This is a genomic window from Cellulomonas sp. KRMCY2, assembly GCF_000526515.1.
In the GTDB taxonomy this organism is placed as follows: domain Bacteria; phylum Actinomycetota; class Actinomycetes; order Actinomycetales; family Cellulomonadaceae; genus Actinotalea.
This window is the reverse complement of record NZ_JAGF01000001.1, coordinates 3,418,645-3,441,139: the sequence shown is the minus strand read 5'-3', so window position 1 is coordinate 3,441,139 and position 22,495 is coordinate 3,418,645. Positions and strand designations below refer to the sequence as shown.

General features: G+C 72.5%; 19 protein-coding genes. 5 read left to right on the top strand and 14 right to left on the bottom strand.

What is annotated here, in order from left to right; translation table 11 throughout:
* Window positions 1–75: 75 nt before the first annotated feature.
* From K415_RS0116195 to K415_RS0116185, 3 genes are all read right to left on the bottom strand, one after another.
* Window positions 76–2,904, bottom strand: coding sequence for an aconitate hydratase (locus K415_RS0116195; protein WP_024288090.1), 2,829 nt, complete (start codon window positions 2,902–2,904; stop codon window positions 76–78).
* A 142-nt stretch (window positions 2,905–3,046) separates the two neighbouring features.
* The gene (locus tag K415_RS0116190; protein ID WP_029663953.1) at window positions 3,047–4,255 is read right to left on the bottom strand and encodes a class I SAM-dependent RNA methyltransferase; all 1,209 of its coding nucleotides are present in this window, start codon (window positions 4,253–4,255) and stop codon (window positions 3,047–3,049) included.
* A gap of 80 nt (window positions 4,256–4,335) precedes the next feature.
* Window positions 4,336–6,321 (bottom strand): APC family permease, encoded by a 1,986-nt coding sequence (locus tag K415_RS0116185; protein ID WP_024288088.1) that lies wholly within the window; start codon window positions 6,319–6,321, stop codon window positions 4,336–4,338.
* Window positions 6,322–6,407: 86 nt separating this feature from the next.
* On the opposite strand from K415_RS0116185, the gene K415_RS0116180 reads away from it, so the two are divergent.
* Together K415_RS0116180 and K415_RS0116175 are read left to right on the top strand one after the other, a co-directional pair.
* Complete coding sequence (locus K415_RS0116180; RefSeq protein ID WP_024288087.1) at window positions 6,408–7,058, top strand: TrkA family potassium uptake protein; 651 nt, start codon at window positions 6,408–6,410, stop codon at window positions 7,056–7,058.
* Window positions 7,058–7,732 (top strand): TrkA family potassium uptake protein, encoded by a 675-nt coding sequence (locus K415_RS0116175; RefSeq protein WP_024288086.1) that lies wholly within the window; start codon window positions 7,058–7,060, stop codon window positions 7,730–7,732. The genes K415_RS0116180 and K415_RS0116175 overlap by 1 nt, the downstream gene beginning before the upstream one ends.
* On the opposite strand, the gene K415_RS0116170 is transcribed toward K415_RS0116175, so the two are convergent.
* The 4 genes from K415_RS0116170 to dut all read right to left on the bottom strand — a co-directional run bounded on the left by K415_RS0116170 (window position 7,659) and on the right by dut (window position 10,145).
* Entirely contained in the window at window positions 7,659–8,450 is a 792-nt protein-coding gene (locus K415_RS0116170; protein ID WP_231494919.1) for a DUF3159 domain-containing protein, read from the bottom strand. The genes K415_RS0116175 and K415_RS0116170 overlap by 74 nt on opposite strands.
* Before the next feature lie 7 nt (window positions 8,451–8,457).
* The gene (locus K415_RS0116165; RefSeq protein ID WP_051480612.1) at window positions 8,458–8,865 is read right to left on the bottom strand and encodes an OB-fold nucleic acid binding domain-containing protein; all 408 of its coding nucleotides are present in this window, start codon (window positions 8,863–8,865) and stop codon (window positions 8,458–8,460) included.
* Window positions 8,866–9,642, bottom strand: coding sequence for a DUF3710 domain-containing protein (locus tag K415_RS0116160; RefSeq protein ID WP_024288083.1), 777 nt, complete (start codon window positions 9,640–9,642; stop codon window positions 8,866–8,868).
* 62 nt (window positions 9,643–9,704) lie between these two features.
* Window positions 9,705–10,145 carry a dUTP diphosphatase gene (gene dut / locus K415_RS22105; protein ID WP_034663276.1) on the bottom strand — a complete coding sequence of 147 codons (441 nt, stop codon included), beginning with the start codon at window positions 10,143–10,145 and terminating at the stop codon, window positions 9,705–9,707.
* A gap of 121 nt (window positions 10,146–10,266) precedes the next feature.
* Between dut and K415_RS0116150 the strand changes: the two genes are divergently transcribed.
* On the top strand, window positions 10,267–10,764 hold the full coding sequence (locus K415_RS0116150) for a DUF3093 domain-containing protein (RefSeq protein ID WP_024288081.1): 498 nt from the start codon (window positions 10,267–10,269) through the stop codon (window positions 10,762–10,764).
* Here the strand turns inward: K415_RS0116150 and K415_RS0116145 are convergent.
* Window positions 10,734–11,033, bottom strand: a complete 300-nt coding sequence (locus K415_RS0116145) for a DUF4193 domain-containing protein (RefSeq protein ID WP_024288080.1) — start codon at window positions 11,031–11,033, stop codon at window positions 10,734–10,736. The two genes, K415_RS0116150 and K415_RS0116145, sit on opposite strands and share 31 nt — an antisense overlap.
* A gap of 244 nt (window positions 11,034–11,277) precedes the next feature.
* Window positions 11,278–12,153, bottom strand: a complete 876-nt coding sequence (locus K415_RS0116140) for an inositol monophosphatase family protein (protein WP_024288079.1) — start codon at window positions 12,151–12,153, stop codon at window positions 11,278–11,280.
* Between the two features lie 102 nt (window positions 12,154–12,255).
* Between K415_RS0116140 and sepH the strand changes: the two genes are divergently transcribed.
* Entirely contained in the window at window positions 12,256–13,398 is a 1,143-nt protein-coding gene (gene sepH, locus K415_RS0116135; RefSeq protein ID WP_024288078.1) for a septation protein SepH, read from the top strand.
* A 100-nt stretch (window positions 13,399–13,498) separates the two neighbouring features.
* On the opposite strand, the gene K415_RS0116130 is transcribed toward sepH, so the two are convergent.
* The 4 genes from K415_RS0116130 to K415_RS0116115 are packed head-to-tail and all read right to left on the bottom strand — an operon-like array spanning window position 13,499 to window position 18,754.
* Complete coding sequence (locus K415_RS0116130) at window positions 13,499–14,164, bottom strand: thymidine kinase (protein WP_024288077.1); 666 nt, start codon at window positions 14,162–14,164, stop codon at window positions 13,499–13,501.
* Window positions 14,165–14,175: 11 nt separating this feature from the next.
* Complete coding sequence (locus tag K415_RS0116125) at window positions 14,176–15,351, bottom strand: alkaline phosphatase family protein (protein ID WP_024288076.1); 1,176 nt, start codon at window positions 15,349–15,351, stop codon at window positions 14,176–14,178.
* Window positions 15,348–15,911 carry a DUF5998 family protein gene (locus K415_RS0116120; protein ID WP_034661349.1) on the bottom strand — a complete coding sequence of 188 codons (564 nt, stop codon included), beginning with the start codon at window positions 15,909–15,911 and terminating at the stop codon, window positions 15,348–15,350. Before K415_RS0116120 ends, K415_RS0116125 begins: the two co-directional genes overlap by 4 nt.
* A gap of 59 nt (window positions 15,912–15,970) precedes the next feature.
* Window positions 15,971–18,754, bottom strand: a complete 2,784-nt coding sequence (locus K415_RS0116115; protein WP_024288074.1) for a GNAT family N-acetyltransferase — start codon at window positions 18,752–18,754, stop codon at window positions 15,971–15,973.
* A gap of 155 nt (window positions 18,755–18,909) precedes the next feature.
* On the opposite strand from K415_RS0116115, the gene K415_RS0116110 reads away from it, so the two are divergent.
* Complete coding sequence (locus K415_RS0116110) at window positions 18,910–21,402, top strand: DNA topoisomerase (ATP-hydrolyzing) subunit A (protein ID WP_024288073.1); 2,493 nt, start codon at window positions 18,910–18,912, stop codon at window positions 21,400–21,402.
* 9 nt (window positions 21,403–21,411) lie between these two features.
* Here the strand turns inward: K415_RS0116110 and K415_RS0116105 are convergent, their stop codons facing one another.
* Window positions 21,412–22,443 carry a GNAT family N-acetyltransferase gene (locus K415_RS0116105; RefSeq protein WP_024288072.1) on the bottom strand — a complete coding sequence of 344 codons (1,032 nt, stop codon included), beginning with the start codon at window positions 22,441–22,443 and terminating at the stop codon, window positions 21,412–21,414.
* Window positions 22,444–22,495: the final 52 nt, after the last annotated feature.

The window sequence follows — 22,495 nt, the reverse complement described above, 5'->3', positions numbered from 1 at the left end:
TCCACTCGAGTACCGAACGCTCCACTCCCACCACTGCGCTGGGGCGGTCCCGAGGCAGCACCGGGAGCGGCGCGGTCAGGTGGTGACGAGGGAGCGGAGCACGTACTGCAGGATCCCGCCGTTGCGGTAGTACTCCGCCTCGCCGGGTGTGTCGATGCGCACGACGGCGTCGAACTCGACGACCGACCCGTCGGTGCCGGTGGCGCGCACCGCGACCGTGCGCGGCGTCGTGCCGTCGTTCAGCACCGTGACGCCGGAGATGTCGAAGGTCTCCGTGCCGTCCAGGCCGAGGGAGTCCGCGGACTGCCCGACCGGGAACTGCAGCGGCAGCACGCCCATCCCGATCAGGTTGGACCGGTGGATGCGCTCGAAGCTCTCCGTGATGACCGCCCGGACCCCGAGCAGCGCCGTGCCCTTGGCCGCCCAGTCCCTCGACGAGCCTGAGCCGTACTCCTTGCCGCCGAGGATCACCAGCGGCACGCCGGCCGCAGCGTAGGCCTGTGCTGCGTCGTAGATGGTGCTCAGGACGCCGTCGAGGTGGTTGACGGTGAATCCGCCCTCGACCCCGGGCACGAGCTTGTTGCGCAGCCGGATGTTCGCGAAGGTGCCGCGGATCATCACCTCGTGGTTGCCTCGGCGTGACCCGTAGGAGTTGAAGTCGCGCCGCTCGATGCCGTGCTCGGCAAGGTACGCACCGGCGGGGCTGTCGGCCTTGATGGACCCGGCCGGGCTGATGTGGTCGGTCGTGACGGAGTCGCCGAGCGCGGCGAGCACCCGGGCCCCGGTGATGTCGGCGACCGGGTCGGGCTCGGCGCGCATGCCGTCGAAGTACGGCGGCCGGCGGACGTACGTCGAGTCCTCGTCCCAGGCGAACGTGCTGCCCTGGGGTGTGGACAGCGAGCGCCAGCGCTCGTCGCCGGCGAAGACGTCGGCGTAGTCCTTGGTGAACATGCCCCGGTCGATCGCCGAGTCCACCGTCGCCTGCACCTCGGCCGGATCCGGCCAGATGTCGCGCAGGAACACCTGCTCGCCTGCCTCGGTCGTGCCGAGCGGCTCGGCCTCGAAGTCGAAGTCCATCGTGCCGGCCAGCGCGTAGGCGATGACCAGGGGCGGCGACGCGAGGTAGTTCATCTTGACGTCGGGGTTGATGCGACCCTCGAAGTTGCGGTTGCCCGAGAGCACCGACACCACGGACAGGTCGTGCTCGTTGACCACTGCCGACACCTCGTCCGGCAGCGGACCGGAGTTGCCGATACAGGTCGTGCAGCCGTAGCCGACGAGGTGGTACCCGAGCTTCTCGAGGTCCGGCCACAGGCCGGCCTTCTCGTAGTAGTCGGTGACGACCTTCGAGCCCGGCGCCATCGAGGTCTTGACCCACGGCTTGGCTGTGAGCCCCTTCGCCACGGCGTTCCTGGCCAGCAGACCGGCGGCCAGCATGACCGACGGGTTGGACGTGTTCGTGCACGAGGTGATCGACGCGATGACGACGGCCCCGTGGTCGAGCTCGGTCCGTGTCCCGTCGGCGAGGGTCACCGGAACACGCTTGTGCGGGCGGTGGGCGACATCTCCGTGCACGACGTGCGTCGGCGCGTACGAGCTGTCGGCGTGCTCACCCGCGGCGATCGGGTCGGAGGCGGGGAAGGTCTCCTCGACCCGCTCGTCGTGGCCCGTGGAGGGCACCGACGTGACGTCGTCGACGTAGTCGAGGATCGACGCCGCGAACGACTCCTTCGCCGCTGTGAGCTCGATCCTGTCCTGCGGCCGCTTCGGCCCGGCGATCGACGGGACCACCGTGGACAGGTCCAGCTCGAGGTACTCGGAGTACACCGGCTCGACGTAGGACACCGACGACGGGTCGTGCCACAGGCCCTGCGCCCTGGCGTAGGCCTCGACCAGCGCGATCTGGTCGTCCGAGCGCCCGGTCAGGTGCAGGTAGTCCATCGTCACCTGGTCGATCGGGAAGATCGCCGCGGTCGAGCCGAACTCGGGGCTCATGTTGCCGATCGTCGCCCGGTTCGCCAGCGGCACCTGGGCGACGCCGTCGCCGTAGAACTCGACGAACTTGCCGACGACCCCGTGCTCCCGCAGCTGCTGGGTGATCGTCAGGACGACGTCGGTCGCGGTGACCCCGGCCGGGATCGCGCCCTTGAGCCGGAACCCGACGACGCGCGGGATGAGCATCGAGACCGGTTGACCGAGCATCGCGGCCTCGGCCTCGATGCCGCCGACGCCCCAGCCGAGCACGCCGAGCCCGTTGACCATCGTGGTGTGCGAGTCGGTGCCGACACAGGTGTCGGGGTACGCCCGGAGCAGGCTCGCGCCCGGCGCCTGGCGCGTCATCACGACCCGTGCGAGGTACTCGATGTTGACCTGGTGCACGATGCCGGTGCCGGGCGGGACGACCTTGAAGTCGTCGAACGCCGTCTGACCCCACCGCAGGAACTGGTAGCGCTCGTGGTTGCGCTCGTACTCGAGGTCGACGTTGCGCTCGAACGCGTCGCGTCGGCCGGCGACGTCGATCTGGACCGAGTGGTCGATGACGAGCTCGGCCGGGGCGAGCGGGTTGATCCGGTCGGGGTCCCCGCCGAGCTGCACGACGGCCTCCCGCATGGTGGCGAGGTCGACGACGCACGGCACCCCGGTGAAGTCCTGCATCACGACGCGCGCCGGGGTGAACTGGATCTCGGTGCTCGGCTCTGCGGCTGCGTCCCACTCGGCCAGGGCACGCACATGGTCGGCGGTGATGTTGGCGCCGTCCTCGGTGCGCAGCAGGTTCTCGGCCAGCACCTTGAGGCTGTACGGCAGGTGCTCGAGACCCGGCACGGCGGCGAGCCGGTAGATCTCGTAGGAGGCCGTCCCGACCTCGAGGACGCCCTTCGACCCGAACGTGTCGACGCTGCTCACGGTGGCTCCATTCAGTGGTGACCCGGGGCGGCAGGGATCGCCGCCCGGACGTCCGAGACCGTCTCCGAGGCTATCGAGTCCGACTGCCACGAGATATCTCGACATCAAGATACATCGTACCCGACGGCGCCGTCCCCGCGCCTCAGGACCGGTCGACGACCGCCACGCACTCGACGTGGTGCGTCATCGGGAAGAGGTCGAACGCCCGCAGCCCGGTCAGGGCGTAGCCGTGTCCGGCCAGGTAGGCCAGGTCGCGCGCGAGCGCAGCCGGGTCGCAGGCCACGTACACGACTCGCTCGGGTGCCAGGGCGGCGATCTGCTCGACGACGCCGCGACCGGCACCGACCCGCGGCGGGTCGAGCACCACGACGTCGGCCCGGCCGGCCACACCGCCCGCCAGGACCTGACGTACCGCGCCGAGATGCAGCTCGACCTGCGGGTGGGCGTGAACGTTGCGGCGGGCGTCCCTGATCGCCCGGGCGTCGCCCTCCACGGCGACCACCCGGCCGCCGGTGCCCACCACCTCCGCGAGCGGCACCGTGAGCAACCCGGCACCGGAGTACAGGTCGACGACCGTGGCACCGGTCCGCGGCCCGACAGCGTCGACCACAGCCTGGGCGAGCACGGTGGGCGCCGCGCGGTGCACCTGCCAGAAGCCGTCGGCAGCGACCCGCCAGGTGTGCCGACGGCCATCGACCTCTGCCGCCTCGCGGACCGCGATCCTGGCGTTGGGCCCGCTGTCCGGTCCCTTCTCCGTCCACGGCAGGCCGTCGACGAGCAGGAGCGGACGATCCCCACCGACCGGCCCGACAGCCGTCAGGCGAGCCCCGGGTGCCCAGCGTCGCGTGAACAGGTCCAGGGCCCCGATGCCCTCGACGGCGAGCGGCATGCTGGTGAGCGGGACGACGTCGTGCGAACGCCGGCGGTGCATGCCCGCGCGGCCCTCGGCGTCGGCCACGAGCTCGATCCGGGTGCGCCAGCCGAGGCCGTCCGTCTCCCCCGGTGCCGGCTCGACGTCCACCGCACGGTCCAGGCGGGCGAGTCGTGCGAGCTGCTCGGCCACGACGGCGGCCTTCCACGCTCGCTGAGCCGGCAGGGCGACGTGCGCGAGCTCCCCGCCACCGACGCCACCGGGACCGGCCTCCGGCCAGACGGACGGGACCCGGTCGGGGCTCGCCTCGAGCACCTCGACGGCCTCGGCACGCCAGAAGTTCGCGGCGTCCCCCGCGTCGGTCAGACGGGCCAGGACACGCTCACCGGGGAGCGTGTGCCGCACGAAGACGACCCGCCCCTCGTGCCGGGCGACGCAGTGTCCACCATGGGCGACCGGCCCGATCTCGAGCGAGATCAAGGCGGACTCCGTTCCCGACGCGGTTCCGTCCGAGGCTGTTCCGCCCGGGCTGGGGACGCCTGCGCCGTCGGGGCCGGACGTCACGGCGCAGACCACGCCTGCGGGTTGCTGCGCGCGATCGAGGACTCGAGCTGCCACGGCACGGATGCGACCACGACACCAGGGGTGAACAGCAGCCTGCTCTTGAGCCGCAGCGCGCTCTGGTTGTGCAGCAGGTGCTCCCACCAGTGCCCGACGACGTACTCCGGCACGTACACGACGACCAGGTCGCGCGGGCTCTCCCGGCGGATCGACTTGACGTACCCGACCACCGGCCGGGTGATCTCGCGGAACGGCGAGTCGAGCACCTTGAGCGCGACCGGCATGTCCAGCGCCTCCCACTGCTTGCGCAGCTCGACGACGTCCTCCGGGTCGACGCTCACCGTGACCGCCTCGAGCACCGAGGGCCGGGACGCCCGGGCGTAGGCGATCGCACGCATCGCCGGCTTGTGCAGGCGCGAGATGAGCACGATGGCGTGGACCCGGCTGGGCAGCGCGCGAGCCGTCGCCGGCTCGGGGCCGAGGGCGAGCTCGTCGCGCACGGCGTCGTAGTGCGCGCGGATGCCCCGCATCACGAGGAAGACCACGCCCATGGCCAGGACCGCGATCCAGGCGCCCCTGGTGAACTTGGTGATCAGGACGACGATCAGGACGGTGCCGGTCAGCCCGAGGCCGACCGCGTTGACGATCCGGGCCCGCTTCATCCGATCCCGTCCGCGCCCGTCCGGCTCGGTGCGCAGCAGGAGGTTCCAGTGCTTGACCATGCCGAGCTGGCTGAGCGTGAAGGACACGAAGACGCCGACGATGTACAGCTGGATCAGCCGGGTCACCTGCGCGTCGAAGGCCCAGATCAGCACGATCGCACCGCCGGCGAGCGCGACGATGCCGTTCGAGTAGGCCAGCCGGTCACCGCGGGTGTGCAGCTGACGCGGCAGGTAGCCGTCCCGGGCGAGGATCGAGCCGAGCACGGGGAACCCGTTGAACGCCGTGTTGGCGGCGAGCACCAGGATCACGCCGGTCACGACGGCGATCAGGACGATCACCGGGGTGATACCGGCGAACACCGTCCGGGCCAGCTGGACGATCACCGGGTTCTGGACGTAGTCCTCCCCCACGGGTACGCCGTCCCGGAGCAGCTGCGACGCCGGGAACTCGACGTAGTGCACGTGGGTCGCCCGCGCCAGCAGCAGGATCGACATGATGAAGGTCGTCGACAGCGTGCCGAGCAGCAGCAGGGTCGTCGCGGCGTTCTTGCTCTTGGGCTTGCGGAAGGCCGGCACACCGTTGCTGATCGCCTCGACACCGGTCAGCGCCGCGCTGCCCGAGGCGAAGGCGCGCAGCACGAGGAAGGCACCGGCCAGGCCCACCAGGCCCTGCTCGAAGCCCGCCTCCGGCAGCACCTCGAGGGCGGCGGTCTCGGCCATCGGCAGCGTCCCGGTCAACGCGCGGATCGCACCGACCACGGCCAGGCTGCCCAGGGCGAACATGAACAGGTACGTCGGGATCGCGAACGCCGTGCCGGACTCCTTGACCCCCCGCAGGTTGGCCAGCGCAAGGATCAGCACCAGCCCGATGGCGAACTCGGCCTCGTGCCCGCGCAGTGCCGGGATCGCCGAGGAGGCGTACTGCGCACCGGAGGAGATCGACACCGCGACCGTCAGCACGTAGTCGACCAGCAGGGCGCTCGCCACCGAGAGACCGGCCTTGGGCCCGAGGTTGACGGTCGCGACCTCGTAGTCGCCACCACCGGACGGGTAGGCGTGCACGTTCTGCCGGTAGGACGCGACAACCACGACCAGCACGACCACGACGGCGAGCCCCACCCACGGCGAGATGACAGTGGCTCCGAGGCCTGCGATGGCCAGGGTGAGCAAGATCTCGTCCGGGGCGTACGCGACGGACGAGAGTGCGTCCGAGGCGAAGACCGGCAGGGCGATCCGCTTCGGCAGGAGGGTGTGGCCGAGCCGGTCGCTGCGGACCGGACGGCCCAGCAGCAGGCGCTTGGCGGCGTGCACGACGTCTGACACGAGAAGCAATGCTAGGCCCGACCACGGGCCTCGGCGTCACGGGCCCGGCGGACGGTATAGCGTCTGCGCTTGTGCACTTCGTCATCATGGGTTGCGGCCGGGTCGGCGCCACCCTCGCCCAGTCGCTCGAGAGCCGTGGCCACTCGGTCGCGGTGATCGACCAGAACCCCGAGGCCTTCCGACGCCTCGACGCCACGTTCGAGGGCAAGCGGGTCACCGGCCTCGGGTTCGACCGCCAGACCCTCGTGCAGGCCGGCGTCGAGGACGCCTACGCCTTCGCGGCCGTCTCGGACGGCGACAACTCCAACATCCTGGCCGCGCGCGTGGTGCGCGAGACCTACGGGGTCACGAACGTCGTCGCGCGGATCTACGACCCGCACCGCGCGGAGATCTACCAGCGGCTCGGCATCCCGACGGTCGCGACCGTCCGGTGGACCGCCGACCAGGTCCTGCGCCGGATGCTGCCGATGGGGGCGACCGACGAGTACCGCGACGCCTCCGGCCAGGTCCTGATGGCACAGATGGACGTCCACCCGGGGTGGATCGGCAGGCCGCTCAGCACCGTCGAGGACGTCACCGGCGCGCGGGTGGCCTTCCTGACCCGGTACGGCGACGGGATGCTCCCGACCGGCGTCACGGTGCTGCAGGAGAACGACCTCCTGCACGTGCTCGTGATGGCGACCGACCTGGCCAAGGTCGAGCGCATCCTGACCCGTGTGCCACCGGAGGTGGAGTGATGCGCGTCGTCATCGCAGGTGCCGGCTCGGTCGGCCGGTCCATCGCGAACGAGCTCCTCGCCGCCGACCACGAGGTGACCCTGATCGACAAGCAGCCGTCCGCCATGCGGGTGGCATCGGTCGCCGAGGCCGACTGGCTGCTCGCCGACGCGTGCGAGCTCGCGTCGTTGCGCCAGGCCAAGGTCGACGAGTGCGACGTCATCGTCGCGGCCACCGGGGACGACAAGGTCAACCTCGTCGTCTCGCTGCTCGCCAAGACGGAGTTCGGCGTCCCCAGGACTGTCGCGCGGGTCAACAACCCGAAGAACGAGTGGATGTTCGACGAGGCGTGGGGTGTCGACGTCGCTGTCTCGACGCCGCGGATCATGACGGCGATGGTCGAGGAGGCCGTGGCCGTCGGTGACCTGGTCAAGATCTTCACGTTCCACCAGTCCGGCGCGGACATCCTGGAGCTGACCCTGCCGAAGGACTCACCCCTGGTCGGCGTGCGCGTCGGGCAGGTCGTGTGGCCTCAGGACACCGTGCTGGCGGCGATCGTCCGCGGCACGCGGCCGATCCCGCCCAGCCCCGACGACACGCTCGAGGTGGGCGACGAGCTGCTCATCGTGGCGGGGTCGGATGCAGATCTTGATGCTCTGCACGAGCTCCTCGTGAGCCCAGCAGCAGCCACGTGATCCACAGGCCCAGCGCGAACAGGGGCAGGCCCATGACGAGCTTGGCCGTCCCCAGCCAGCCCACGGCGTCGCTGCCCTGCAGGTAGATCGGCACCTGGACCGCCAGACGCGCGCCGAACAGGGCAGCCCACAGCCAGGTGGCCCAGGTGTAGCGCCGACGCAGGTGCCCGGCATCCGGATCGGTACGCCAGGTCATCGGCTCGGACCGGAGCATGCTGACGATGACGCCGACGGCCGGCCGGCCGGCCAGGATCGAGGCGGCGGCACCGACGCACCACGCGGCGTTGACCCACAGCCCCCAGGCATAGAAGTTCTCGGCCTCGCCGGTCAACGACGCCCACACGACGCCGATCCCGACACCGAGCACGCCGGAGAAGGCCTGCGTGATCGGTGTGCGCTGCACCAGCCGGACGACCACCGCCACGACGGCGACCCCGGCCGACGCGACCAGGGCGGGCATGAGCTCATGGATCAGGACGAAGACGACGACGAAGACCAGCCCGGGCAGGGTCGACTCGACCAGGCCGCGGACACCGCCGATCGCATCGGCGAAGGAGAACTCGTCCCCTGCCAGCACGCGGACCCCACGCAGCGGCGCATCACCGGGGCCGGCCGGCCGACCGGCCGCCGGCTCCGCACTGTCCGGCGCCTGCGCACGGCCCGGCTCGCTCGCGTCGGGCCCGCTCGTCCCGCGCTCGCTCGCGTCAGGCCCGCTCACGCCCTGGTCACTCACCGGGTCGGGGTGCGAGCTCGTAGCGTGGGTTGTACATCGTCGGCCGGCCGTCCTGGACGCACACCAGGCCGGCCAGTCGTGCCCGGCGGCCCGGCTCGATCCCGGCGATGCGGCGCTGACCGAGCCACACGACGTGCAGGCTCCCGCTGCCGTCGTAGAGCTCGGCCTCGAGCGCCGGGACGTTCTGGCTGGGTCGCAGCGTCACGCTGCGCAGCACACCCGACACCTCGGCGCGGCGGCGGTCCACCAGCTGCCCCACAGCGGTGCAGCCGCTGCGCTGGGTCTCCTTGCGCTCCTCCGACGCCTCGATCTCGGCCCGTGAGGCGATCAGCTCGTGCAGGACCGAACGCAACCGGGACGTGGCCGGACGTTCGGACTCCGGCGGCAACGTGGAGCGCATTCAGTGCACCTCGGTGATCTCGGGCCCGCGGGTCAGCGGGTCGTAGGCGCGCACGCCGGAGTCGGTGGCCACCGCATCGGCCGGAACCTGCTTGCCGGGGATCGTCAGTGGGAGCAGGTCCCGCGGAGCGCGTGGCTCGCCACCACGGACCACCACGACGTCGGCGAACAGGTCCTCGAGCTCCGTGGCGGCCTGCGGGTCGATCGCCGCGCGACCGGTCAGCACGCCGCGCAGGAACCAGCGGGGCCCGTCGTGGCCGATGAACCGCGCCGGCCGGTGGCCCGTGCGGCCCTCCGCGGTGCGGACCGGGAGCCGTGCGAGCAGCTCGCGGCCGAACGGGCCGGGCAGGTCGTCGACCGAACCACCCTGCTTCGTCACGGACTCGGCGATCTCGGCCCGGATCTCGTCCCAGATGCCCTCGGTCCGCGGCGCCGCGAAGACCTGGATCTGGAGCGCTGAGCCGTGCAGCGACACCGCAGCAGCGCTGACGATCTTCGAGGACTTCTCGATCTCCATCCGCAGCTCCATGCCGTCGCGACCCGGCAACCACAGGGCGCCGAGGTCCACCCGCCGGCCTGGTTCGGACACCTCGCTGACGTCCCACGGGCCACGGCTGGGCAGGCTCGCCGTCGCGCCACCGTCGTCTGCTGCCCGCGCTGTGCCGGAGCTGTCCCCGGCCGTGCCCGAATCCTCGACGTCGTCGGCTGTCGGTGCCGTGCCTGGATCGACAGCCTCGACATCCTCGGTCGATCGCTTGCCTCGCCGGAACACACCCACGCGCACTGCCTCCTGACTGCTCGGTTCGTCGATACGACCCTAGACGCCACGCGGGCGTCGTCCTAGTCGCGGGGTGCCGGCGCCGATGCCCACCCGCCGCTCGACCCGAAGCCGCCGTCACCCCGGTGCGACCCGGGCAGCCGTTCGGCCCGCACGAAGCGCGCACGCTCGACCTTCTGGACGACGAGCTGAGCGATCCGGTCGCCACGACGCAGGTGGACGGGCTGCTCGGGGTCCGTGTTCAGGAGCGTGACCTGGATCTCGCCGCGGTAGCCGGCGTCGACAGTGCCGGGGGCGTTGACGATCGTGACCCCGTGCCTGCTCGCAAGCCCTGACCGGGGGTGCACGAACGCCGCGTAGCCGTCCGGCAGGGCGATGCTCACACCAGTGGGGACCGTCGCCCGGCCCAGCGGCGGAAGGTCGACGTCGATACTCGTGACGAGGTCCGCACCGGCATCCCCCGGGTGCGCGTACCGCGGTACCGGGAGCTGGTCGTCGAGCATCACCAGGAGCACCGGGACGCCGTCGGCACCGGGGGCGCCGCCGGTGCCGGTCTGCGGGGAGCTGGTCTGGTCCACGTCGCCCGACTCTAGTGGCCGACGCGGGACCTGGGATGCTGGGCGCATGAGCATCGAACGCGTGTCGCCGCCGGCCACCTACCGCGAACGGCTGTGGCCGGGACTCCTCGGCTGGGCCTTCGTGCTGGGCTTCGCCGCCTTCGCCTTCATCGCCGTGCTGCCGGTCGACCCGACGGTCGCCGTCGTGGTCGCCGCGGTGACCGCTGTCGCAGGCGTTGTCATCGCGGTGCGGACCAGCGCGCTGGTCGAGGTGCGGGGCGGCGAGCTTCGGGCCGGCCGCGCTCACATCCCGGTCGCGGACCTCGGGCCCGCGCGGGTGCTCGACCAGCAGGGCGTGCACGACGCCGTCGGTCCAGGGTCCGACGCTCGAGCGTTCGCGTGTCTGCGCGCGTGGATCCCCCAGGCCGTGGAGGCGGAGGTCACCGACCCCGCGGACCCGACGCCGACCTGGCTGGTCTCCTCACGCCGACCGGCAGTGCTCTGCGCGGCGCTGGACGCCGCGCAGCACAGCGCTCAGGCCGCGCACTCCGAGCAGATCGGCTGACCGTTCTTCTCGCTGGCCAGCTGGCTGCGGTGGTGCACGAGGAAGCAGCTCGAGCAGGTGAACTCGTCCGCCTGGCGCGGCAGCACGCGGACGGACAGCTCCTCGCCGGACAGGTCGGCTCCGGGCAGCTCGAAGCCCTCTGCGGCTTCGGTCTCGTCCTCGTCCACTACCCCCGAGTTCTTGTCGGACCGCCGCGCCTGCAGCTCCTGCAGCGAGTCCTCGTTGAGGTCTTCCTCGGTCTTGCGGGGGGCGTCGTAATCGGTTGCCATCGGGCGATCCACACTCCGTGTCGTTGCTCTCGCCGCGCGCAGGCGCGCACGTGGGTACGTACTCAATGCACGAAGCGCGCTGGTTGTTCCCGCGCCCTTCGGCGAGGGGATTGTGCCCTATCCAGAGCGCGAACGCACCTGCGTTGCGGACACCCGCCCGATCTGTGCCGATGGGAGCGCAGCCAGAGCACCGGATCGACCCGTCAGCGACCGGTCCGCGCGCCGCGCGTGTCAGGCGGACGGGTCAGGCGGACGCGTCGCCGCCGCTCACGTCGTCACGGTCCGCGTCGAGCACCTCGAGCAGCCCGACGAGCGCCGCGGCCGTCACGGCCGGCCCGGCCACCGTCATCTCCTCGCCGGCGGGAGCGCCTCGCAGACCCGTCACGACCGCGCCGGCCTCCCGTGCCACCAGCGACGCGGCCGCGAGGTCCCAGGGCTGCAGACCCCGCTCGTAGTAGGCATCGAGGTTGCCCGACGCCAGCATGCACAGGTCCATCGCGGCCGAGCCGATCCGACGGATGTCGCGCACCCGTGGCAGCACCTGGGCGACGACGCGCGCCTGGGACGTGCGCCGCTCGGCCGTGTAGCCGAAGCCGGTGCCCACCAGGCTCCGGTCCAGGGGCACCGGCACGTTGACCGCCAGGCGACGCCCGGCCAGGTACGCGCCCCGGCCGAGGCCCGCCGTCCAGGTCCGTCCGTCCGCGACCGCATGGACGCAGGCCGCGACGACCGTCCAGACCGCGGGGTCCGGCGTCCCGACGACGGCCGCCACGCTCACGGCGTACGCGGGGATGCCGTAGAGGTAGTTGACGGTCCCGTCGATCGGGTCGAGGACCCAGGTCACGCCGCTCGTGCCGACCAGCGGGTCCTCCTCCTCCCCCAGCACGCCGTCGTACGGACGCTCGCGGGCCAGCTCCCGCCGCAGGTAGGCCTCCGAGGCCAGGTCCCGCTCGGTCACGACATCGATCAGGGACGACTTCGTGCCGGACACCTCGACCTGGTCCGGCCGGCCGGTCAGGACCAGGTCGCCCGCACCCCGGGCGAGTCGCTCGGCCAGCTCGACGAGCCGGTCCACCTCGGCGCCGTTCGGGAGCGGCCTGTCGTCTGCGGGAGGGCACATGGCAGCCATCCTGCCCTGACCGGGCCCGCGGCACACCGGAGCACCTCCCGGCATCCGGCGTCGCCAGGTGGCAGTCTCGTGCCCAGGCCGTCAGGAGGTGTCATGAGCGAGCTCAGGCTGGTGGGTCTGCACGACGATGGTGAGCACGTCGTCGTCGAGGGTTCGGACGGACAACGGTTCCGTCTGCCCATCGACGAGGCGCTGCGTGCCGCCGTCCGGCGGGACCGCCCACAGCTGGAACAGGTTCGAGCGGAGCTCACCGGCGTCCTGGCGCCCCGCGAGATCCAGGCGCGGATCCGCGCCGGTGCGAGCGCGCAGGACGTCGCCGACGACTCCGGCATGCCGGTCGAGCACATCCGACGCTACGACGGCCCGGTGCTGGCCGAGCGCGAGTTCGTCGCAGCGCAGGCCCGTGCGACCAGGATCGGCCGCGAGACCGGCTCGCCGGTCCTCGGGGACCTCGTCACGGACCGGCTCGCCACCCGCGGGGTGGACGCCGCAAGCATCCGCTGGGACGCCTTCCGCACCGGATCAGCCCCCTGGACCGTCGAGGTCCTCTTCGGGATCGGCGGGTCCGAGCGATCGGCACGGTGGAGCTACGAGGTCGCGACCCGCAGCGTGCACGCCGTCGACGACGAGGCGCGGTGGCTGTCCGAGACGGAGATCGCCGACGAGCCGATCCCGCGCAGGCACCTGGCCGCGGTGCGCAGCGCCGTGTTCGACGTCGAGCTGGACGCCGCCCTGCGACCGCTCCTGGCCTCGGTCGACCTGCCGGGTCCGCCCGGAGCCGCCGCCGAGCCCGAGCCCGAGCCGCACGAGGCGACCGAGGCGCTGCTCGACGACCTGACCGGTCGGCGTGGCGTGCGTCAGCAGCTGGCCGACGCCGCGGACGACGACGACGAAGCCTTCGAGGGCTTCGGCCCGCAGCACGCCTTCGACTTCGAGAACCCCGAGGTGACCACACCCGTCCCCGGCGCCCACCCACCGGCCTCACGGCCCGACCTCGCGGTGGACGCCCGCGTCCTGTCGATGCCCGCGGGACACCGGGACCGGTTGCACGCGGTGCCGACCGACGGGAGCGCGTCGGACGAGACGCCGCAGGCCGTCGCGACCCTCGGTGCCACGGCGGCCGCCGAGGACGACGCCGGGACGTCCACGGTGTCGGCACCACGCGCCCGGACCCGCAAGGGACGGGCGAGCGTCCCGAGCTGGGACGAGATCGTCTTCGGCGCGAAGCCGGAGTAGCCGCTGCCGTCCTGCGCCCGGTCGAGCCGGTCCCGGCCGAGCTGCTCCCAGTCGACCTGATCCCGGCCGAGCTGGTCCCGTCGAGCTGGTCCCGGCGCCGTCAGCGCCGGGTGTCGCGCCGGTCGACCTCGAACGGCAGCGTGTCGGGCGTGGTCGCCACGGCACGTGCGACGGCCACCGTCATGCGACGCATGTGGTGACGCCGGCAGAGCACCTCGTAGCCCACCTCGGCAGATGCGTCCGTGTCGCCGACGACCACCTGCTCGCCGTGCACGACCATCTCCCCGCCGACCGTCCGCGCGTTGTGCGTCGCACGCGCGCCGCACCAGCACAGGGACTGGACCTGGAGCACCTCGACCCGGTCGGCGAGCTCGATCAGCCGGGCGGAGCCCGGGAACAAGCGGGTGCGGAAGTCCGCGGTGATGCCGAAGGCGTAGACGTCGACGCCCAGCTCGTCGACGAGCTGGGCGAGCTGCTCGACCTGCTCGACCGAGTAGAACTGCGCCTCGTCGCAGACGAGGTAGTCCACCCGCTCGCCGTGCGTCCGCCGGACGACGACCTCGTCCCAGAAGTCGGTGGCATCGGTCACCTCGACAGCAGGGTGACGCAGGCCGAGCCGTGAGGACAGCACGTCGGTGCCCGCACGGTCGTTGCGGGTGTAGATCACGCCGCCACGGCCCCGCGCGGAGTGGTTGTGGTCGAGCTGGAGCGCGAGGGTCGACTTGCCGCAGTCCATCGTCCCGCTGAAGAACACGAGCTCTGCCATGGGTCCCTCCCTCAGGCCACGACCACCAGGGGCACGAGCATCTCCCCCGGGGTGAACGATCCGTGCATGCCGCGCAGCTGCAACGAGTGGGGCGTCTGCGTGCGTGAGTCGACGACACCCGAACGACCGGTCGCAGCGACCACGACGTCGCCGATCAACGGACGGACGTGGTCGGCGACGGGTCCGAACCAGCCCGCCTCGACCGCCTCGTCACCGCTCGCCACCACGGCAGCGTCGCCGAGGGTCGCACGCCAGCGGGTCAGGACCGCCTCGGACCGGTCAGGTGCGGCGTGCACGTGCACGGCACGCGGCTCCCCCGCCACCAGCGCCACGTCGGCGGCCAGCGCCGGCACCCCGGCGACATCGACGAGCCGGCGGAGGTCGACATCGACCATCCCGTGGTCGGCGGTGATGAGCAGGACGGTGCCGCGCGGCAGCGACCTGGCCAGCCGACCGAGCTCACGATCGGTCTCGTTGAGGGCGTCGGCCCACTCGCGCGACTGCCAGCCGTGCTGGTGACCGACCTTGTCGACCTCGCCCCAGTACAGGTAGACGACACCGGGTGCGGAGAGCTCGAACAGCGCGGTGTCGACCCGGTCCGCGAGGCGCTCGGCCGCACGGTAGGTCGCGCCACGCAGGGCTGCCCTGGTCAGGCCGGAACCGGCGAACTTGGCGGGGCCGACCGAGGTGACCGGCACACCGGTCGCTGCGATCTGCCCGAAGACACTGGGCTCGCGCTGCCACTGCTCGGGCGGGCCCGCCCCCTCCCAGGAGACCAGGTTCGCCAGACCTCCGGTCGCGGGGTTGCGCACGGTGTACCCGGCCAGACCCGTCCGGCCGGCCGCCCGGCCGGTGCCGAACAGACCCATCGACGCGGTCGTGGTGGACGGGTAGCCGACCGTCAGCACCTGCGCCGCGCCCAGCAAACCCCGCAGGAAGGGCGCGTGGCCCGAGCGCTCGGTGAGCATCTGGTGGCCGAGGCCGTCGACCAGCACGACGCAGACCCGCGTCGCATCCGGCAGTCCGAGCCGACGCTGCGCGACACGCGACTCCAGCCCGTCGTCCAGCACGACGCCGAGCGATCCGGCGACTGCCGGCAGCACGGTGTCGAGGCACAGACCGCCGTGGTCGGGTGCGACGAAGCCGGCGGCCGTGAAACCGGCGACCGACGATGCCGAGCGGGTCACCGCGCCGCCGCGCTCGCTGCCGACAGCGCCCGGGCGAAGTCGACCGCGGCGCGGACGGCCTCCTGGCCCTCCGCCTGCGCGGACACCCGCACGACGACGTCGTCGGGCGAGCTCGTGCCGGTCAGGCCGTGGTCGGCGTCGCAGTCCGGGTCACCGCAGGTGGCGGGCTCGAGGTCGATCCGACGCACCGCGCCCCAACCCAGCGCAAGGGTGAGCTCGGCCGGGACGGCGCCGGGACGGTGCTTGGCCGGGACGGGGACGACGTGCGTCAGGGCGACGGTGTGCAGGTGGGTCAGCGGGACGGACTCGGTGGTGGCCGACGCACTGGCCGACGGGTGCTCGCTGTCCGCGGGGTGGTCGTCCACGTGCGCCAGGACCAGACGCGTCCTGGTCAGCACGAGAACTGTCACGTGCCGCCGTACCTCGCTGGCGTCGAAAGTGGTCTCGGGGTGCACCAGGTGCGCGACCACCGCCTCTCCGGCGAGGGCGACGTCGAGGACGTCACCCACCAGCTCGGGGTAGTAGCCCGCGTGGTGCAGGCTGTGGCGCAGGTCTGTCATCGCTCCAGGCACCCGCACATCCTTCCACCGTTCCGGCCGCAGCACGTCCCCTGACCGCGCTACTGCGGCAGGACGCGCCGTCCGCTGTCCGCCCGACCCGCCTCGGCGAGCTCGACCCGGGCTGCGAGCACCGCCGCCCCGCGCTCGGCGACGACGACCGGGTGCAGCTCGAGACTCGACAGCTCCGGCAGGTCGTCCGCCATCACGGCCACCCGACCGAGGACGTCCTCGAGGGCTGCGACGTCCAGGGCAGGCAGGCCGCGGTAGCCGAACAGGCGCGGTGCGGCGCGCACCGACCGCACCATCTCCGAGACGTCGACGTCGGTCAGCGGTGCCACGCCGTGGCTGATGTCGCCGAGCAGGTCGACCGCGTCGCCGGCCATGCCGAAGGACACCACCGGGCCGAAGCGCGGGTCCTCGCTCGACCGGATCACGCAGGCCGCACCGGCGGGGGCCATGTGCTGCACCTCGAACGGACCGCCGACGCCGTGCGCCTCGAGGTGTCCGCGCATCTGCGTGATCGCCTCGACGAGGGCCTCGGGCCCGCCGATGTCCAGCCGGACCCCGCCCAGGTCGATCCGGTGACGCAGGCGTGCGGCCGTGCTCTTGAGCGCGACCGGCCAGCCGAGCTCCTGCGCCGCCGCGAGCGCCTCGGCGTCGTCCTGCACGACGACCGTCGGCCAGACCCGCAGCCCGTACGCCGCCAGGAGCTCGGCGACCTGGCTCGGTTCGAGCGGGACCGGCACCCCGCGGTACCCGTGCAGGGCCGCGTCGACCAGCCGGCGGGCCCGCGCCCGGTCGACCCCCTCCGGCGCGAGCGGTTGCCCGTGGTCGACCCCCCGCCAGGCGCTGTACCTGACGGCGGCGGCGAGGGCCAGCACACCGTCCTCCGGGGTGGCGTAGGCCGGGACCGTCCACGCGGTGCCGTGCGCGTCGGCCGCCGTGAGCTCCGCGGTGATCCCGCTCAGCCCGAGGATGCAGGCCACCGTCGTCCGGCCCGAGCCGGCAGCCGCGCGCGCCACCGCGCCGGCCACCCGGTCGTCCGGCTGCCCGACCGTCGGCACGTGGAGCACGAAGACGACGTCGCAGCCCGGGTCGGCGTACACCGCGGCGAGCTCGTCGTCGAGCCGGTCGATGTCCGCATCGAGATCGCCGCCGCCCGCGAGGATGGCCCGCTGGTCCCCGACCGTCAGGCCGGCGGACGTCGCCGCCTCGGCGACCAGCGCCGCCAGCGGCTCGGAGCCCGCCAGCACGCTCACCCGGGGTCCGGCCGGCAGGGGCTGGTGCACCAGGACCTGCGCGACGTCCAGGAGCTGGTGCTGGCTCTCCACCCGGATGACGCCGGACTGCCGGAGCATCTCCTCGAGCGCGTGCCGCGGGACCCTCGTCGACCGCACGGCGTGCCCGGCAGGTACGACGTGACCGGAACGGCCCGCGGTGAGCACGACGACGGGCTTGACCGACGCCAGCCGCCTCGCGACCCGAGCGAACTTGCGCGGGTTGCCGATGGACTCCAGGTAGAGGCCGACGACGTCGGTGCTCTCGTCGGCACCCCAGAACTGCATGACGTCGTTGCCCGACACGTCGGCCCGGTTCCCGGAGGACACGAAGGTCGACAGGCCGAGCTCCCGGCGGCGGGCCGAGGCGAGCAGCCCCACGGCGAGCGGGGCCGACTGGCAGAACAGGGCGAGCCGCCCCGGCCGGGGCGCCGCCGCCATGAGCGAGGCGTTGACGGTCGGGTACCCGTCGACGCCGTGCCGGAAGAGCCCGTAGGACGCCGGGCCGAGCACGCGCATGCCTGCCGCGTGCGCGCTGCGCAGCAGGTCGTGCTGGTGGGCCAGGCCCTCGGGGCCGGTCTCGGCGAACCCGCTGGACAGCACGACGACGCCCCGCGGCCGCAGCCGCGCGCAGCGCCGGACGGCGGCCGCCGCCCGGCCGGCCGGGACGGCCAGGACGAGGAGGTCGACCGGTCCGGGCACCTGTGCGACGTCCGACCAGGTCTGCGCACCCTCGACGAGTCCCACCGGGCCCACCACGTGCACGACCGGCCGCTCGACGGCCGCGTCGCCGCCGCCGATCAGGTGCGCCGCCACGACCTGGGCGAGCTCGCGCTCCACCTGCCCGTACGCCGCCGAGCCAGCTCCCGGACCGGGGTCGTCGGTCAGGACCAGGACCGAGCCAGGGGTGAGCAGGCCGTGCACGCTGCGCGCCTCGGCCCGCTGCTCCCGGTCGGCCATGACGGCGATCGACCGCTCGGTCGGGTCGATGTCGAAGGACACGGTCAGGATGCCGTCGTCGAGGTGCTGGGAGACCACGTACCCGGCCTCCCGGAAGACCGCGATCATCTGGCTGTTGTTCGGAAGGACCTCGGCCGTGAACCGGCTGAGCCCACGTTCGCGCGCCGCCGCGGCGATGTGCTCGAGGAGCACCGAGCCGAGACCCCGTCCGTGGTGGTCGTCGGCGACGTTGAAGGCCACCTCGGCGCTCGCACCGTCGATCCGGTCGTACCGGGCCACGGCGATGATCCGCTCGCCCTCGTCGGAGCTGACCACGGCGACCAGGGCGACCCGGTCGTGGTGGTCGACGTGGGTGAACCGCGCCAGGTCGCGCTCGGGCAGGCGCGACAGCGGCGCGAAGAAGCGGAAGTAGGTCGAGCGTTCGGACTGGCCGACGTGGAAGGCCTGCAACGCGTCGGCGTCGTCAGCGCGGATCGGGCGGACATGGGCGGTGCCGCCGTCGCGCAGCACGACGTCGGCCTCCCAGTGGGTGGGGTAACCGGCGTCGTGGCCCGCTCCGTCCGGCGCACTGCCCGGCGCCTCGCCGTCGTCCTTCGTACCTGCCACCGGACCAGGCTAGTTGGCTCCGGGCCGGGCACTGCCGTTTCCACCGGGCCGCGGCGGACGGGCGCGTCGCAGCGACGGCCCGCGTCGAGCAGCGGCGACAATGGACAGGCAGTCCGCAACCCCGTGACCCCGTGACCCGAGGAGCACCCGAACCGATGGCTCGCCGCCACACTGGTCCGTCCGACGCGCCGCTCGATGGTCCCGTCGAGGAGAGGATCGTCGACATCGACGTCGCGGCGGAGATGGAGGGCTCCTTCCTCGAGTACGCCTACTCGGTCATCTACGCCCGCGCGCTGCCGGACGCCCGTGACGGCCTGAAGCCGGTCCAGCGGCGGATCCTCTACCAGATGGCGGACATGGGCCTGCGCCCGGACCGCGCGCACGTGAAGTCGGCGCGCGTCGTCGGCGAGGTGATGGGCAAGCTCCACCCGCACGGGGACACAGCCATCTACGACGCCCTCGTCCGGATGGCGCAGCCGTTCTCGTTGCGGCTCCCGCTGGTCGACGGGCACGGCAACTTCGGCTCGCTCGACGACGGCCCGGCAGCACCGCGGTACACCGAGGCGCGCCTGGCGGCGCCGGCGATGGCGATGGTCACCGGGCTCGACGAGGACGTCGTGGACTTCGTGCCGAACTACGACAACAAGCTCGTCCAGCCGGAGGTCCTGCCGGCCGCGATCCCGAACCTGCTGGTCAACGGAGCGTCGGGGATCGCCGTCGGCATGGCGACGAACATGGCACCGCACAACCTGGTGGAGGTCGTCGCGGCGGCCCGGTACCTCGTCGCGCACCCGCACGCGTCGCTCGAGGACCTGATGCGGTTCGTGCCCGGCCCCGACCTGCCGACCGGCGGCAAGATCGTCGGCCTGGACGGCGTGCGGGACGCGTACCGCACGGGCCGTGGGACGTTCCGCACGCGAGCGACCGCCCGGGTCGAGAACGTCACCGCGAAGCGCAAGGGCATCGTCGTGACCGAGCTGCCCTACCTCGTCGGCCCGGAGAAGGTGATCGAGAAGATCAAGGAGGGGGTGCAGGCGAAGAAGCTGTCCGGCATCACCGCGGTCACCGATCTCACCGACCGGCAGCACGGCCTCCGGCTGGTCATCGAGGTCAAGACCGGCTTCAACCCCGATGCGGTCCTCGAGCAGCTGTACCGCCACACGCCGATGGAGGACTCCTTCGGCATCAACAACGTCGCCCTCGTCGACGGGCAGCCGCGCACCCTCGGCCTGCGCGAGATGCTCGAGGTGTGGGTCGAGCACCGGCTCACCGTCGTACGCCGCCGTTCGGCCTACCGACTGGCCAAGCGCCGCGAACGCCTGCACCTGGTCGAGGGGCTGCTGGTCGCCATCCTCGACATCGACGAGGTCATCCAGGTCATCCGGGCGTCGGACACCGCCGACGTCGCTCGTGACCGACTGATGAGCGTGTTCGACCTGTCGCAGGCACAGTCCGAGTACATCCTGGAGCTGCGGCTGCGCCGGCTCACGAAGTTCTCCCGGATCGAGCTCGAGAAGGAAGCCGACGAGCTGCGCGAGGGGATCACCGAGCTCGAGGCGATCCTCGGCGACGAGGCACTCCTGCGCACAGTGGTCAGTGCGGAGATGTCCGAGGTCGCCCGGACCTTCGGCACCCCGCGTCGCACGATCCTGCTCGAGTCGGCCGGCGGGACAGGCATCGTCGGTGCGGTACCACCACCGCGCACCGCGGCCACGCCGCTCGAGATCGTCGACTCGCCCTGCTGGGTGCTGCTCTCGGGTACCGGTCTGCTGGCCAGGACGGCCGACGCGGACGCCCCGCAGCGCAGCGGGCGCCGCTCGTCGCACGACGTCGTGACGTCCGCCGTCGCGACGTCGACCCGTGGCGAGGTCGGGGTCGTGACCTCACGGGGCCGGGTCCTCCGCCTGCCCGTGCTCGACCTGCCAGGGATGCCGCCGACCGACGGTCCGCCGTCGCTGAGCGGTGGTGTGCCGCTCCGCGAGATCCTCGAGCTGGCCGGCGGAGAACGCGTCCTCGCCCTGCTGGACCTGGCACCCGACGCGCCGACGCTCGCCCTCGGCACCGCCGCGGGCGTGGTCAAGCGGGTGGCGGGCGAGTCGGCGCCCACCCGTGCCGCCTGGGACGTCATCTCGCTCAAGGACGGCGACGAGGTCGTCGGGGCGACCCCCGTGGCGGAGGACGACGAGCTCGTCTTCATCACGAGCGACGCCCAGCTGCTGCACTTCAGCGCATCGGCGGTGCGGCCGCAGGGCCGGGCGGCAGGTGGCATGGCGGGCGTCAAGCTCGCCGACGGGCAGCGTGCGGTCTTCTTCGGCGCGGTCGCACGCGGTGACGGGGCCGACGGCGCAGACGGCGTCGAGCCCGTGGTCGTGACCGTCGCGGGCGCCTCCGACGCGCTGCCGGGCACCGAGCCCGGCTCGGCGAAGGTGACCCCCTTCGAGGCCTACCCCGCCAAGGGACGCGCGACCGGAGGAGTCCGGGCGCAGCGGTTCCTGCGCGGTGAGGACACGGTGATCCTCGCCTGGGTCGGCCCGGCCCCGGCCCGGGCCACCGGGTCGGCAGGTCAGGCCGTCGGGCTCCCCGCCGTGGACACGCGCAGGGACGCCTCCGGGACGCCGCTCGCGGCGCCTGTGGTCGCGATCGGCTGAGCCCAGCGGTCAGAGCTCGACGCTGTACATGACCTGACCGTGCGTCGGCTCGTAGCCGAGCTTCTCGTACAGCCCGTGCGCGCCGCTCGGGTTGGCGGTGTCCACCCCGAGACATGCGTACTGCATGCCGTCGGCGCGGTAGGCGGCCATCACTGTCGCGAGCAGGGCTGTGGCCAGGCCGCCACCGCGCCACGCGGCGCGCACCCCCAGGACGTTCGTGTAGCCGCACGTGTAGCTCAGCACCGGCCAGTCGAGCTCGTAGCGGCCCGAGAGCGCGTAGCCGGCGACCCGTGGCGTGCAGGACGTCTCGTCGAGGGCGACGAAGCTCCACGACGGGGCGAAGTGCGCCTCCTCGTGGCGCCACGACTCGGGGGTCTGCGGTTCCGAGCCCCAGTGGTCGGCGAACGCCTCGTTGTGGGCCAGGCGCACCTGGTCGTCGAGGTCCTCGCTCCACGGCACGATCCGGATGCCCTCGGGCAGATCGGCGGACGGCAGGGGCGCCGCGAGGTCACGGCGCATGTCGGTGTACCAACGGATCGGGCTGAACCCGGCCGCAGCGAACAACCTGCGGTGGTCCCGTGCCTTCTCGTCGACGAACGTCGCGAGGCGCGCCGGAAGGTCCTTGCCCGAGTCCGCCAGCTTCTGCCGGCCACGGCCCTCCATCCAGGTCACCACCGCCCGGCCGATGCCGCGCCCGCGCCACTGCGGGTGCACACCACCGGTGAGGAAGGCGCGGACGGTCCTGGTGTCACCGGGCTTGACCTCGACGAACCCGTAGGCGCGCAGCGTGCCGGTGTCGTCGAAGCCGCCGAGACTGTCGAGCTCCAGGTCCTTCCAGCCACCGTCGAACATCTCGACCGTCTCGTCCAAGGACTGCCGCTCCTGGGTGTCGTCCGCCGCCTCGACCACCTCGACGAGGGCGTGCAGGGTCTCCGCGTCCCGGCGCTGCAGCGGCCGCCAGGTCAGCTCCAGGTGGGCCGGGGGCAGGTCGAGGACCGCGGGGGCGTCCACCCGCTCGGCGATCGGTCCGGTCGTGCTCACGGGACCAACCTAGGCGATCACGGAGCGCCGGACTGCACGGATCTCGGCACCG

Coding starts and splice junctions, on each gene's coding strand:
- K415_RS0116180 (WP_024288087.1), top strand. CDS start 6,408: ATGGGTTGCGGCCGGGTCGGCGCCACCCTCGCCCAGTCGCTCGAGAGC.
- K415_RS0116175 (WP_024288086.1), top strand. CDS start 7,058: ATGCGCGTCGTCATCGCAGGTGCCGGCTCGGTCGGCCGGTCCATCGCG.
- K415_RS0116165 (WP_051480612.1), bottom strand. CDS start 8,865: ATGCGCTCCACGTTGCCGCCGGAGTCCGAACGTCCGGCCACGTCCCGG.
- dut (WP_034663276.1), bottom strand. CDS start 10,145: ATGCTCGACGACCAGCTCCCGGTACCGCGGTACGCGCACCCGGGGGAT.
- K415_RS0116150 (WP_024288081.1), top strand. CDS start 10,267: ATGAGCATCGAACGCGTGTCGCCGCCGGCCACCTACCGCGAACGGCTG.
- K415_RS0116145 (WP_024288080.1), bottom strand. CDS start 11,033: ATGGCAACCGATTACGACGCCCCCCGCAAGACCGAGGAAGACCTCAAC.
- K415_RS0116140 (WP_024288079.1), bottom strand. CDS start 12,153: ATGTGCCCTCCCGCAGACGACAGGCCGCTCCCGAACGGCGCCGAGGTG.
- sepH (WP_024288078.1), top strand. CDS start 12,256: ATGAGCGAGCTCAGGCTGGTGGGTCTGCACGACGATGGTGAGCACGTC.
- K415_RS0116130 (WP_024288077.1), bottom strand. CDS start 14,164: ATGGCAGAGCTCGTGTTCTTCAGCGGGACGATGGACTGCGGCAAGTCG.
- K415_RS0116120 (WP_034661349.1), bottom strand. CDS start 15,911: ATGACAGACCTGCGCCACAGCCTGCACCACGCGGGCTACTACCCCGAG.
- K415_RS0116110 (WP_024288073.1), top strand. CDS start 18,910: ATGGCTCGCCGCCACACTGGTCCGTCCGACGCGCCGCTCGATGGTCCC.